Source organism: Verrucosispora sp. WMMC514 (genome assembly GCF_027497295.1).
In the GTDB taxonomy this organism is placed as follows: Bacteria; Actinomycetota; Actinomycetes; order Mycobacteriales; family Micromonosporaceae; genus Micromonospora; species Micromonospora palythoicola.
Genome location: NZ_CP114906.1, coordinates 6065605 through 6077701, shown reverse-complemented (window position 1 = coordinate 6077701; position 12097 = coordinate 6065605). Strand labels below are relative to the sequence as shown.

Annotated in this window: 13 protein-coding genes, 1 pseudogene and 1 riboswitch; of the genes and pseudogenes, 8 read left to right on the top strand and 6 right to left on the bottom strand. The window is 70.6% G+C overall.

Annotated elements, in window-relative coordinates:
• Window positions 1-12: 12 nt before the first annotated feature.
• Both O7597_RS28205 and cydB read left to right on the top strand, forming a co-directional pair.
• On the top strand, window positions 13-1428 hold the full coding sequence (locus tag O7597_RS28205; RefSeq protein WP_281581241.1) for a cytochrome ubiquinol oxidase subunit I: 1416 nt from the start codon (window positions 13-15) through the stop codon (window positions 1426-1428).
• A 15-nt stretch (window positions 1429-1443) separates the two neighbouring features.
• Window positions 1444-2442, top strand: coding sequence for a cytochrome d ubiquinol oxidase subunit II (gene cydB / locus O7597_RS28200; protein ID WP_281581240.1), 999 nt, complete (start codon window positions 1444-1446; stop codon window positions 2440-2442).
• Between the two features lie 38 nt (window positions 2443-2480).
• Here the strand turns inward: cydB and O7597_RS28195 are convergent, their stop codons facing one another.
• A complete protein-coding gene (locus tag O7597_RS28195; protein ID WP_281581239.1) occupies window positions 2481-2918 on the bottom strand; it encodes a hypothetical protein in 438 nt (145 codons plus the stop codon).
• Between the two features lie 92 nt (window positions 2919-3010).
• On the opposite strand from O7597_RS28195, the gene O7597_RS28190 reads away from it, so the two are divergent.
• Genes O7597_RS28190 through O7597_RS28180 form a run of 3 tightly spaced genes read left to right on the top strand, consistent with a single transcriptional unit; the run spans window position 3011 to window position 5165 of the window.
• Window positions 3011-3469 (top strand): MarR family winged helix-turn-helix transcriptional regulator, encoded by a 459-nt coding sequence (locus tag O7597_RS28190; protein ID WP_281581238.1) that lies wholly within the window; start codon window positions 3011-3013, stop codon window positions 3467-3469.
• 2 nt (window positions 3470-3471) lie between these two features.
• Window positions 3472-3945, top strand: a complete 474-nt coding sequence (locus tag O7597_RS28185; protein WP_281581237.1) for an OsmC family protein — start codon at window positions 3472-3474, stop codon at window positions 3943-3945.
• Between the two features lie 53 nt (window positions 3946-3998).
• Window positions 3999-5165 (top strand): GNAT family N-acetyltransferase, encoded by a 1167-nt coding sequence (locus O7597_RS28180; RefSeq protein WP_281581236.1) that lies wholly within the window; start codon window positions 3999-4001, stop codon window positions 5163-5165.
• Window positions 5166-5228: 63 nt separating this feature from the next.
• Here O7597_RS28180 and O7597_RS28175 read toward each other — a convergent pair whose 3' ends face one another.
• Together O7597_RS28175 and O7597_RS28170 are read right to left on the bottom strand one after the other, a co-directional pair.
• Window positions 5229-5960 (bottom strand): hypothetical protein, encoded by a 732-nt coding sequence (locus O7597_RS28175; RefSeq protein ID WP_281581235.1) that lies wholly within the window; start codon window positions 5958-5960, stop codon window positions 5229-5231.
• Between the two features lie 72 nt (window positions 5961-6032).
• A complete protein-coding gene (locus tag O7597_RS28170; RefSeq protein ID WP_269741722.1) occupies window positions 6033-6494 on the bottom strand; it encodes a peroxiredoxin in 462 nt (153 codons plus the stop codon).
• A 129-nt stretch (window positions 6495-6623) separates the two neighbouring features.
• Between O7597_RS28170 and O7597_RS28165 the strand changes: the two genes are divergently transcribed.
• Window positions 6624-7352, top strand: coding sequence for an SDR family oxidoreductase (locus O7597_RS28165; protein ID WP_281581234.1), 729 nt, complete (start codon window positions 6624-6626; stop codon window positions 7350-7352).
• A gap of 246 nt (window positions 7353-7598) precedes the next feature.
• Here O7597_RS28165 and O7597_RS28160 read toward each other — a convergent pair whose 3' ends face one another.
• Both O7597_RS28160 and O7597_RS28155 read right to left on the bottom strand, forming a co-directional pair.
• A complete protein-coding gene (locus O7597_RS28160) occupies window positions 7599-8321 on the bottom strand; it encodes a hypothetical protein (RefSeq protein ID WP_281581233.1) in 723 nt (240 codons plus the stop codon).
• A 177-nt stretch (window positions 8322-8498) separates the two neighbouring features.
• A complete protein-coding gene (locus O7597_RS28155; protein ID WP_281581232.1) occupies window positions 8499-9059 on the bottom strand; it encodes a cysteine hydrolase family protein in 561 nt (186 codons plus the stop codon).
• Window positions 9060-9171: 112 nt separating this feature from the next.
• Between O7597_RS28155 and O7597_RS28150 the strand changes: the two genes are divergently transcribed.
• Window positions 9172-10170, top strand: coding sequence for a tyrosine-type recombinase/integrase (locus tag O7597_RS28150; RefSeq protein ID WP_281581231.1), 999 nt, complete (start codon window positions 9172-9174; stop codon window positions 10168-10170).
• Between the two features lie 43 nt (window positions 10171-10213).
• Window positions 10214-10297: riboswitch (ZMP/ZTP riboswitch) on the top strand.
• A gap of 14 nt (window positions 10298-10311) precedes the next feature.
• Complete coding sequence (locus tag O7597_RS28145; RefSeq protein WP_348650775.1) at window positions 10312-11328, top strand: tetrahydrofolate dehydrogenase/cyclohydrolase catalytic domain-containing protein; 1017 nt, start codon at window positions 10312-10314, stop codon at window positions 11326-11328.
• Here O7597_RS28145 and O7597_RS28140 read toward each other — a convergent pair.
• Window positions 11302-12042, bottom strand: a pseudogene (locus tag O7597_RS28140) (winged helix-turn-helix transcriptional regulator); the annotation flags it as partial. The gene O7597_RS28145 and the pseudogene O7597_RS28140 sit on opposite strands and share 27 nt — an antisense overlap.
• Between the last annotated feature and the right edge of the window lie 55 nt (window positions 12043-12097).

Sequence of the window (12097 nt, the reverse complement as noted above, 5' to 3'; positions counted from 1 at the left end):
TGGGGGTCGCAGGTGGACGCGTTGGACGTCGCCCGCTGGCAGTTCGGTGTCACCACCGTCTACCACTTTCTCTTCGTACCGCTGACCATCGGCCTGTCCGTCCTGGTCGCCATCCTGCAGACACTCTGGCACCGCACCGGAGACGAGAAGTACCTCAAACTCACCAAGTTCTACGGCAAACTCTTTCTGATCAATTTCGCCATGGGTGTGGTCACCGGCATCGTGCAGGAGTTCCAGTTCGGCATGAACTGGAGCGACTACTCCCGCTTCGTCGGCGACATCTTCGGCGCGCCCCTGGCCATCGAGGCCCTCGTCGCGTTCTTCCTCGAATCCACCTTCATCGGCCTGTGGATCTTCGGATGGGACCGGCTGCCCAATCGCCTGCACCTGGCCAGCATCTGGGCCGCCGCCATCGGCACCAACCTGTCGGCGTACTTCATCCTCGCCGCGAACTCGTTCATGCAGAACCCGGTCGGCTACCGCTTCAACCCGGACACCGGACGAGCCGAGCTGACCGACTTCGTCGCCGTGCTGACCAACAAGGTCGCCCTGATCACCTTCCCGCACACCATCGCCGGCGCCTTCCTGGTCGCCGGATCGCTGCTGGTGGCCGTCGCCCTGTGGCACCTGATCCGCAACCGCGACAGCGCCGACACCCCCGCCTACCGCTTCGCAGCCCGCTTCGGCGCCTGGGTCACCCTCGCCAGCGCCGCCCTCGTCGTCATCACCGGCGACATCCAAGGCAAGATCATGACGCAGGTGCAGCCGATGAAGATGGCCGCCGCCGAGGGCCTCTACACCACCGAGAGCCCCGCCTCGTTCTCCGTACTGACCATCGGCAGCCTCGACGGCAGCCGGGAACTGTTCGCCCTCAAGATCCCGTACCTGCTGTCCTACCTCGGCACCGGCGACCCCAACGGCACCGTGCAGGGCATCAACGACCTCCAGGCCAGCTACAGCGCCCAGTACGGCGCCGGCAGCTACACCCCGATCATCCCGGTCACCTACTGGAGCTTCCGAATGATGATCGGCTTCGGGCTCGCCGCCGCCGCCATCGCCCTGCTGGTGCTCTGGACCCAACGCAAGGGCCGCACCGTCCCGAACAGCACCTGGCTACTGCGCGCCGGCCTGGTCATGCCGATCCTGCCGCTGCTGGCCAACTCCTTCGGCTGGATCTTCACCGAGATGGGCCGCCAACCCTGGATCGTCTTCGGCGAGATGCTCACCCGCGACGGCGTGTCCCGCAGCGTCTCCCTGACCGAGGTGCTCACCTCCTTCACCGCCTTCACCCTCATCTACGCCGTCCTCGCCGTCATCGAGGTGAAACTGCTGATCCGCTACGCCAGAGCCGGCGTACCCGACGTCACCCCGGCCCCCGAACCCGACGACACCGACGACGCCGAGCGCCCGCTCGCCTTCGCCTACTGAGTCCGGAGCCCCACCGTGGAACTGACCACCATCTGGTTTCTCCTCGTCGCCGTGCTGTTCACCGGCTACTTCATCCTCGAAGGCTTCGACTTCGGCGTCGGCATGCTGCTGCCCGTGCTCGGCCGCGACGACAAGGAACGTCGCGTCATGATCAACACGATCGGGCCGGTCTGGGACGGCAACGAGGTCTGGCTGATCACCGCCGGAGGCGCCATGTTCGCCGCCTTCCCGGAGTGGTACGCCACCCTCTTCTCCGGCTTCTACCTGCCCCTGTTGCTCATCCTGCTGGCCCTGATCGCCCGCGGCGTCGCCTTCGAATACCGCCACAAGCGACCCGAGGTGTCCTGGAAACGCCGCTGGGACAACGCCATCTTCTTCGGCTCGCTCGTCCCGGCGATCCTGTGGGGCGTCGCGTTCGCCAACATCCTGCGCGGCGTACCCCTGGACGCCGACCACGAGTACGTCGGCGGCCTGCTCAACCTGCTCAACCCGTACGCCCTGCTCGGCGGCGCGACCACCGCGGCGCTGTTCGCCACCCACGGCGCCGTCTTCGTCGCCCTCAAGACCGTCGGCGACATCCGCCACCGCGCCGCCACGCTCGCCGTGCGCCTGGGCGTCGCCGCCGCGGTCCTCGCGGTGGCCTTCCTGAGCTGGACCCTGACCATCCGCTCCAGCACCGCTGCCGTCGTGCTCGCCGTCGCCGCCGGCCTGGCCCTGCTCGGCGGACTCGCCGCCGCCACCGTACGCCGCGAGGGCTGGGCGTTCACCGGAACCGCCACGGCGATCGGGCTGGCCGTGGCCACCCTGTTCGCCGCCCTGTTCCCGAACGTGCTGCCCTCCACGCTCGATCCCGCCGGCACCCTCACCGCCACCAACGCCGCCTCCACCCCCTACACCCTCACGATCATGACCTGGGTGGCGGTCTTCTTCACCCCGATCGTGCTGGCCTACCAGGGCTGGACCTACTGGGTGTTCCGCAAGCGCATCGGCGTCGCCCACATCCCGCAACACTGACCGGCCGCCGGGCGGGCCCCAGGGGGCCCGCCCGCCCGTCACACCGCCGTCAGAGTCTGCTCGGCGCGGCGGCGCACCACCTCCAGCACCCGCGCCGCCACTGCCAGATCCTCGGCGGAAAGATCGGCCCACAGCCGGGCTCCGATCTCGGCCGAAGCCGCGGCGACCAACTGCTGCGTGTGCCGTCCGGTCGGGGTCAGCGCCACCCGGGAGACGTCGGTGGACAGCGGCGCCACCAGTGTCGCCGCGATCAGCTCGGCCAGCGTGGCGTGTGCCGTCGCGGTGGGCACCTTCACGGCGTCGACCAGCCGACGAGCGGCCTCGGCGCGGGGGAGCGGGGCATCGGCGGCGGCCAGCGCGTTGAGCAGCAACGCCTGCACGAAGGTCAACCCGAGGCGGCCCAACTCCCGCTCCAGCACCGCCCGGGTGGCGTAGTGGGTCCGACCGAGGATCTGCCCGTTGAGCGTGGTGGACATGTCAACCCCTATCAATTGGCTTAGCCAACATTGGTCGGGCCAACGTACCACAGGTCGTGGGTGCCGCCAACGAAATGCCGTACAGTCACCCCATGGAGCACCCCAGCGCCCACCCACCCGGCCGACTACGCACCACCCCCAGCTGGCTGCTCACCCAGACCGCCGCCCACGCCGCACGCCTCGTCACCGCCGCACTCGGCACCCGCCACGCCCGCGGCTACCACTACCGACTACTGGCGACCCTCGCCGAAACCGGCCCCGCCAGCCAGGCCGACCTCGGCCGACACAGCGGCATCGACCGCAGCGACATCGTCGCCACCGTCAACGACCTCGCCGACCGCCACCTCGTACGCCGCCAACCCGACCCCACCGACCGACGCCGCAACATCGTCCACATCACCCCCACCGGCCAACGCGAACTCGTCCACCTGCAACACGCCCTCGACACCGCCCAGGACACCCTGCTCGCCCCACTGAACCCCACCGACCGCCACGAACTCGTCCGCCTGCTCGACCTCCTGCTCAACCACCACAGCAAACCGGAAGGCTGACCATGGCCCGCGCCCACCACTACGCCACCACCGTCACCTGGACCGGCAACCTCGGCACCGGCACCAGCGGCTACCGCGACTACCGACGCGACCACGACATCACCACCGACGGCCGCCCACCCATCCCCGGCAGCTCCGACCCCACCTTCCACGGCGACCGGACCCGCTGGAACCCCGAACAACTCCTCCTGGCCGCCCTGTCCCAGTGCCACATGCTCGCCTACCTGCACCTGTGCGCCGACAAGGGCATCGTCGTCACCGACTACGTCGACCACGCCACCGGCACCATGACCACCGACAACACCGGCAACGGCCACTTCACCGACGTCACCCTGCGCCCCCGGGTCACCGTCGCCGACCCCACCACCACCGACATCGCCACCGCCACCGCCCTGCACGACGACGCCCACCACACCTGCTTCATCGCCAACTCGGTCAACTTCCCGGTCCGCCACGAGCCCGTCACCACCACCTGACCCCACCGGAAAACACGGTCGACCACACCGCCACGACCGCTATCGTCGGCCCCGTGCCCGACGTGCGTGAACTCACCCCCGACGACCTCAACGACGCCTGGCAGCTCGGCCGGCTCGCCTTCGGCTCCGACCCGCAACCACCCCCACCACCCAACCCCGCCGGCCGCACCCTCTACGGCGCCTTCGACCCCACCGGCACCCTCATCGGCAAAGCCGTCGACCTGCACGACGACCAGTGGTGGGCCGGACACGCCGTACCCGCCGCCGACGTCGCCGGCGTCGCCGTCGCCCCCGAGGCACGCGGCACCGGAGTAGGCCGAGCCCTGCTGAAAACCCTGCTCCGCAACGCCCGCGACCGGGGCGCCGCCGTCAGCACGCTGTTCCCCACCACCGCCGCCCCCTACCGCGCCTGCGGCTGGGAGATCACCGGACAGCTCCGCACCCTCGACCTGCCCACCGCCACCCTGCCCCGACACCGCCCCGACCCACGGCTGACCGTCCGCGCCGGCACCACCGCCGACCTGCCCAACACCGCCGAGCTCTACCGCCGCGTCGCCCACCACCGCAACGGCCTGCTCACCCGCACCCACCCCCGGTTCACCGCCACCGACGAACTGCCCTACGACGGGCTCACCCTCGTCGAACACGACGGACACCTGCTCGGGTACGCCGGCTGGGACCGTGGCCGCGGCTACGGCCCCGACGCCGTCCTCACCGTCGAAGACATCCTCGCCACCACCGCCGACGCCGCCCGCGCCCTCGTCGGCGTCCTCGCCAGCTGGCACAGCGTCACCCCGACCCTGCGCCTGGCCCCACTACCCGGCGACACCATCAGCACCCACCTGCCCCTGGAACGCGCCCGCGAACACGAACGCGACGCCTGGATGCACCGACCCGTCGACATCGTCCGCGCCGTACAGACCCGCGGCTGGCCCACCCACACCCACGGCCAGGTCACCTTCACCCTCACCGACGACCTCGCCGACTGGAACACCGGCACCTGGCGACTCACCGTCGCCGACGGCCACGCCGACCTGCACCGCAGCACCGACGACGCCGACCTGCACCTGACCGTACGCGGCTTCGCCCGCCTCTACACCGGCACCGCCACCGCCCGTGCGCTCGCCGAAACCGGACTGCTGCACCACAGCACATCCGACCCGAGCGACCTGGACCTGCTCGCCGCCGGACCCACCGCCCACCTCATCGACTACTTCTGACAGACGCCGGTGGCCCGGCCCGGCAGGCGATGCCGGACCGGGCCACCGGTCGGATCGAGACCCTCAGCCCGCCTCGCGCAACTCCGCCAACCGGGCCTCGATCTCCGCCAACTCCGCCCGCAACTTCTCCGCCTGCCGCTCCGCCTCCGACCGCTCCGCGGCCAGGATCTGCTCCACCGCCTCGTGCACCCCCGGCACATCCACCAACGCCACCATCCGCAGCGCCTCCGCCGGCTTGAGCACGTACGGCTTGGCCAACACCTTCCCGCCCTGCTGCGCCGCGACCGTCCACTCGCCCTCGGCATAGGCCAACGTGACCGTCAGACCCGCCGGCCCCCTCGGCTTCGTCGCCTTCACCGCCCGCCGAGCCGGCTTCGCCTCCACCTTCGACCCCACCGTCTCGTCCACCCTCGGCTCCTCCCGACCCGGCTGCTCCTCACGGCGCTGCTGCTCCTCCCGGCGCTGCTGCGGCACCCGGTCCAGCACGAACTCCGGCGTCACCGCCCCCGGCTCGACCGGCGCCGACTCCGCCTTCGACTCCGCCGGCCGGCGACCCGCGCCGCGCGGCGCCACCGCCACATCGGCGGGGGAGAAGGGCAACTCGTCGCGCCCGAACCGCACCACCACGAACTCGTCGGACTCCGCCGGATCGGTCAACTCCACCACCTGACCCAGCTGACCGGCGATCTGACCGGCCGCCGCCGTGAACACCACCTTCGGCTTGCGGCCCGCGGCCAACGCCTCCCGGATGCCGCGCACCTCGTCCTCGGACAAACCCTGACCAGCGGCACCCATCGCCCAACCTCATTCCTCGTACACGTGTTCAGCCGCCTGCCTTGATACCAGCCGCCAGCGACAACACGAAGATCAGCCCCCCAGTGCCCGCAACGCCCGATCGGCGTGCTCGTGCATGCCCAACTCGCTGTGCACCACCTCGACGACCCGCCGATCGACCCCGATCACGAACGTCATCCGCCGCGTACTCAACGGACCCAACGGCAGCCGCCGCCGCACCCCGAACCGATCCGCCACCACACCGTCCGGATCCGACAACAACGGATAGTCGAACCCGTGCAGCCGCGAGAACTCCGCCTGACGCCGCACCGAATCCCGACTGATGCCCACCCGCTGCGCCCCCACCGCCGCGAACTCCGCCGCCAGATCCCGGAAGTGACAACTCTCCGCCGTGCACCCCCGCGTCATCGCCGCCGGATAGAAGAACAACACCACCGGCCCCGCCGCCAAGAACTCCGTCAACCGCCGCGGCCGACCCGTCTCGTCCGGCAACTCGAAATCGTCGACCAGATCACCGACACCCACACCCGCCACATACCCTCCCCACCGACACCGTCGCCGCGAGCGTATGCCAGGCCGTGCGCTCGGCCACACCGCGCTACCCGCCACCGCGACCACGCCGGTAACGTCCCCGACATCGGCTCGGGGCAGGGGAGAGGTCCGTTGACCAAGGTCACCATCATCACCGGCGGCAGCCGCGGCATCGGCGCCGCCACCGCCCGCCGCCTCGCCCACGCCGGCCACCACATCGCCCTCGGCTACCGCCGAGACCACACCGCCGCCGACACCGTCGCTGCCGACCTGCGCGCCACCGGCGTACGCGCCATCGCCGTACCCGCCGACACCCGCGACCCCGACCAGGTCACCGCCCTGTTCGACGCCGCAGCCGACCTCGGCACCCTCACCGGCCTGGTCAACAACGCCGGCATCACCAGCCCGATCGGGCCCTTCACCGACCTGGATCCCGACGACCTGCGCCGCGTCGTCGACGTCAACCTCGTCGGCTACGTCCTCTGCGCGCAACAGGCCGCCCGCCGCATGGGCGACGGCGCCGCCATCGTCAACCTCTCCTCCGTCGCCGCCACCCTCGGCAGCCCAGGGGAGTACGTCCACTACGCCGCCGTCAAAGCCGCCACCGACGCCCTCACCATCGGCCTGGCCAAGGAACTCGCCCCCCGGGGCATCCGCGTCAACGCTGTCGCCCCCGGCATCATCCGCACCGACATCCACACGCTGTCCGGCCAACCCGACCGACCCGAGCGCGCCGCCGGCCGCATCCCACTCGGCCGTCCCGGCGAACCCGATGAGGTCGCCGCCGCCGTCGCCTGGCTGCTCAGCCCCGATGCCTCCTACACCACCGGCGCCATCCTCCGCGTCGGCGGCGGCCTCTGACCGCCCATGCCCGCGCTCGTGCTACCCGCCCGGCCGCCTGCACCGCCTCCGGCAACCCACCATCGACGCCGACGGACTACGCCTGCGCCCCTGGCGACCCGGCGACCGCCCGGCGGTACTCGCACGACCGCCACGAGAAGGACCTCGGCCACCCCGACCCCGACTGGTACGCCCGCCACATGGTGGACGAGCGCACCGGCCACGAACAGCACCGCTGAGCGGTCGACGGCAGGTGCCCGTTCAACGTCAGGCAGGCCACGGCACCTCGTGGTACGTGATCCGCGAGGAGACGGTGACAATATGCTCGTGCCGCCGCAGTGGACCGTCCCGTAGCGCGTCGAGGTCGACCGATCGGGCCTCGACGAAGACCGTCGGCCAGGTGAGATCCGGTACGGGTTGACTGCTCGGGGGGCCGCCGAGCCGGGACCACTCAGCCTGCGCAACCCAGTCCTGTGACCATCCAACCTGGACAGTCCAGCCCTGCCCGGGGACGGAGTAGCCCAACCCGGGCCGAGGTAGCAGCAACCCGTCCTCGGTCCTACCGTTCGCCGCGTAGTACCCCTCGATCTCCTCGATCGCCGAGTCGGTGTGCGGTACCAGGCCGGCGGCTCTGGCATGCTTGTCGACCTCCCGCAGCACCTTGAGCAGGTCGCCGTCGGCCCCGAGGTACCTGATCTCGCTGAGACTGCAACTGAGGCGGTACTCGTCGTGGCCCCACAGAACATTTGTGTCCCCGGCATGGCAGATGTCCCGTGTTGCCACCGCGACCGGCCTGAGCGGCGCCGCCCGGCCCACGTCGGAGAGCAGGATGCTGATCTGCTCTGCGCTCGACGCGCTTGCCTGCCGGACCGCTGCCGATTGCGCTTCCCGGCTGGCTTCCTCGCGTGTGGGCGCGTCCGACCCGCAGGCCGTGAGCGTGAGCACCAGAGCTGTGGCTGTCGCCGCAGCGACCAGGTGACGAGCAGTCATGGTTGCGAGGATGATGGCCGCCTTGTGGCAAAGCATGAGTCGCCGTACTCACGTCGCTGCCGCACCGTCGGCGTTGTGAGCGCCCGCTCGTCGACGGTCTGCCAATCGATTCGATAATGCACATTATGTAAAGCTGACCAGAGTCGCCTCGCCGGGTCGCCCCGCGAGGCACGGACGTCAGTTGGTCGGGCCGAACCTGACCTCCGCGGTCTCGACGGTGCCGCCCTGACGTCCGGGTGCCTTCTGGAAACCCCAGTAGAGGTTGGTGTGGGCGACGACCTGCTCCGGCGGCGGCGCACCGTAGGCGGTCAGGTCCTCGGTGGTGTGCGCGTCACCCACAAGCGTCGTGTCGTACCCCCGGACGAACGCGCCGTGCAGGGTCGACCGGATGCAGGCGTCGGTCTGCGCGCCCGTGACGATCAGCCGGCCCACGCCGCGCTCGGCAAGCACCGTCTCCAACTCGGTGTCCTCGAACGAGTCGCCGTAGCGCTTGTGCACAAGCGCCTCGCCGTCCTCGCGGAACAGCTCGGGCACGACCTGCCAGCCATCGCTGCCCTGCGGCAGACTCTCGTCGGAGTGCTGCACCCAGACGACCGGTACGCCCTCGGCGCGGGCCCTGCCGAGCAGAGTGTTGATGTTGGCGATGACGTCGTCGCGGTTGTGGGTGCCCGCCACCACCCCGTTCTGCACGTCGATGACGAGCAGGGCCGTATTGGGTCGCTCGGGCAGGGTCGTCATGGCACGCCTCCGGTGACGGTGAATTCGGTGATCGCACCGTAGCCCCGACCCCTGACAGAAACGCTCCCCTCCCCACGGGCGCGGAATGTGAGAATCATGCATAATATCCCTTATGCATGACAAAAAGGACGAATCGGTAGTCCTACTGATCGAGGAGTTCCTGACCGCCCGGGCGACCCGCAAGCCCTCCCCCCATACCCAGGCGGCCTACCGGCGGGATCTGACAGCCGTCGCCGCGCTCGCCGCCGAACTGTCCACCCCTCCCCTCCCCCCGACCGACCTGCCGGTCGACGCGCTATCCCCCAGGATGATGCGGGCCGCGTTCGCCCGATTCGCCGCCGGACGGGCGGCCAGCTCCGTCGGTCGGGCCTGGTCGACCTGGAACGGCTTCTTCTCCTTTCTCGTCGCCGAGCAGGTGGTGTCCGGTAATCCGATGCCGGCCGTGGGACGTCCCCGCACTCCCCTGCCGACGCCCAAGCCGCTGCGCGGCGAGGACACCCCGGAACACCTGCTCACCTCGGTCGCGCGGGCCGAGGGTCGGCAGCGGGATCCGTGGCCGGAGCGGGACGTTGCGGTGCTGGCGTTGGCGCTGTGCGCGGGGTTGCGGCTGTCGGAGTTGCTGGCGTTGCGGGTCGGTTCGCTCGGCGGTCGTCCCGGTGAGCGACGGATCGAGGTGACCGGCAAGGGTGGGCGTCCCCGCGTACTGCCGGTCGAGCCGGACCTGGACGCGGTGCTGGCGACCTACCTCGACAGCCGGGCCCGCCGCTTCGGCACCCGTACCCTGCGCCAGGTGTCGCCGCTGCTGGTCGACCGGCAGGGTGAGCCGCTGCGCCGGGGTGGTCTGCAGTATCTGGTGGAGTCCTGCTACCGGCGGGCCGGGATCGGTGACCGGGTGCCGCGCGGAGCGCGGTTGCACGCGCTGCGGCACACGTTCGCCACCCGGTTGGCCGAGGACGGTGCCGGGGCCGCCGAGATCATGCGGCTGTTGGGGCACGCGTCGTTGGCGTCGTCGCAGACGTACATCGAGGTGACGTCGGGCCAGCAGCGGGAGGCGGTGCGGGCCAACCGTACGTATCGGGCGTTGGCCGGGTTGTTGCCGGCTGCTGACTGACCGGTGGGAGGTGGATGGCACCGTCGGTGGTGGTGTGCGAGGCTGGCGGCGACGCGACTGGCGGCATCGGGGATGGGATCGACCATCGGGAAGCTCGTCGTGGGGGTCGTCCGCCTGGGCCCGCCACGGGCGAGGTGAGTCATGTCGACGACGATGACCGCGCGGTTGCTGCCGGGTGCGCCGGTGGCGGAGGCGATTCTGGCCCAGGTGGCCGAGGGTGTGGCGGAGCTGCGGGCGGCGGGGGTGACGCCGACGTTGGCGACGGTGCTGGTGGGTGACGACGAGGCCAGTGCCGGTTACATCCGGATCAAGCGGCGGCAGGCGGCGGAGCTGGGTTTCGCGTCGCCGCACGTGCGGTTGGCGGCGACGGCGTCGCAGGCCGATGTGCATTCGGTGCTTGCCGACTTCAACGCCGATCCGGGTGTGCACGGGGTGTTGTTGCAGCATCCGATCCCCGGCGGTCTGGACTACGACCGGGCGTTGGAGGTTCTCGACCCGGATTCGGATGTGGACGGGATGCATCAGGTGAACATGGGGCGGCTGGCGTTGGGGTTGCCGGGGCCGCTGCCGTGCACGCCGGCGGCGATCGAGGCGTTGTTGGCCTGGCACGGGGTTCCGGTGGCCGGCCGTGAGGTGGTGGTCCTGGGTCGTGGGGCCACGTTGGGGCGGCCGTTGGCGATGCTGCTGGCGCAGAAGCGGTCGACGGCGAACGCGGCGGTGACGGTGGTGCACACGGGGGTGGCGGACTGGCCGAGGTACACGCGTCGGGCGGAGATTCTGGTGGCGGCGGCTGGTGTGCCGGGCATCGTGCGTCCGGAGCATGTGCGTCCGGGTGCGGTGGTGGTCGGTGGTGGGGTGCGGTACGCGGGGCGTCGGTTGCTGCCGGATGTGGACGAGTCGTGTGCGCGGGTGGCGGGGGCGATCACGCCGAGGGTCGGTGGGGTGGGTCCGGTGACGGTGGCGGTGTTGTTCCGCAACGCGTTGCGGGCGGCGCGGTCAGCCGTTGGTCTGGCGGGCCAGGTTCAGAGCGTCGGTGACGGCGGCGGGGATGTCGGTGATCGGGTAGATCACGGAGGTGATGGTGCGGCTCTGGTCGACGACCAGCACGAGGCGTTTGAGGCGGGTCTGCTGGCCGGCGCGGAAGGTGGGCAGGCGTAGGGCGGCGGTCAGCCGTAGGTCGGTGTCGGAGAGCAGGTCGAACGGGATGGCTTCGGCGGCGGCGAAGGCGGCCTGTTCGTCGGGGCGTTGGGTGCTGACGCCGTGGACGGTGGCGCCGGCGGCGGTGAAGTCGTTCCACTGCTGGCGGAACAGCCGGTTTTCCAGGGTGCATCCGGCGGCGCCGGGGATGTCTGTCCAGTGTGGCGGGGTGGGGGTCGGGTTGCCGGTGCCGGGATAGGTGAACAGCACGGTGGTGGGGGTCGTGGCGACCGGGTCGGTGGGTGTGTGGTCGGCGCTGGTGAGGGTGACGTCGGTTGGTATCCGGGTGCCGACGAGGGTCTGAACGCGGGTGGCCTCGGGCCCGTCGGGGCTGGTGGTGGCGGTGAGGCTGCCGTCGCCGAGCACCCAGCGGTCGGCCCAGTCCTGCATGGCGACGAGGGTGGGGAGCAGCGCGCGGCCGCGGTCGGTGAGCACGTACTCGTGGCGGGGTGGGTGGTGCTGGTAGGGGCGGCGGGTGAGCACGTCGTGGTCGACGAGGTCGTTCAGGCGTTGGGTCAGCACTTTGCGGGAGACGCCGAGTTCGGTGACGAGGGTGTCGAAGCGGTGGTGGCCTCGGGCGATCTCGCGTAGCACGAGCATGTTCCACCAGTCGCCGATGACGGCGGCGGCCTGGGCGATGCCGCAGGTGTCGTCGGCGCGGCGGCGGTTGGTCATGGTCGGATCCTGCCTCAGTGGTGCGTAGGGGTGTACGGGGCCACGCCTCCATAGT

Excerpts from the sequence above, each read along its gene's own strand:
- O7597_RS28195 (WP_281581239.1), bottom strand. The coding sequence starts at position 2,918 with ATGTCCACCACGCTCAACGGGCAGATCCTCGGTCGGACCCACTACGCC.
- O7597_RS28190 (WP_281581238.1), top strand. The coding sequence starts at position 3,011 with ATGGAGCACCCCAGCGCCCACCCACCCGGCCGACTACGCACCACCCCC.
- O7597_RS28185 (WP_281581237.1), top strand. The coding sequence starts at position 3,472 with ATGGCCCGCGCCCACCACTACGCCACCACCGTCACCTGGACCGGCAAC.
- O7597_RS28175 (WP_281581235.1), bottom strand. The coding sequence starts at position 5,960 with ATGGGTGCCGCTGGTCAGGGTTTGTCCGAGGACGAGGTGCGCGGCATC.
- O7597_RS28160 (WP_281581233.1), bottom strand. The coding sequence starts at position 8,321 with ATGACTGCTCGTCACCTGGTCGCTGCGGCGACAGCCACAGCTCTGGTG.
- O7597_RS28155 (WP_281581232.1), bottom strand. The coding sequence starts at position 9,059 with ATGACGACCCTGCCCGAGCGACCCAATACGGCCCTGCTCGTCATCGAC.
- O7597_RS28150 (WP_281581231.1), top strand. The coding sequence starts at position 9,172 with ATGCATGACAAAAAGGACGAATCGGTAGTCCTACTGATCGAGGAGTTC.
- O7597_RS28145 (WP_348650775.1), top strand. The coding sequence starts at position 10,312 with ATGTCGACGACGATGACCGCGCGGTTGCTGCCGGGTGCGCCGGTGGCG.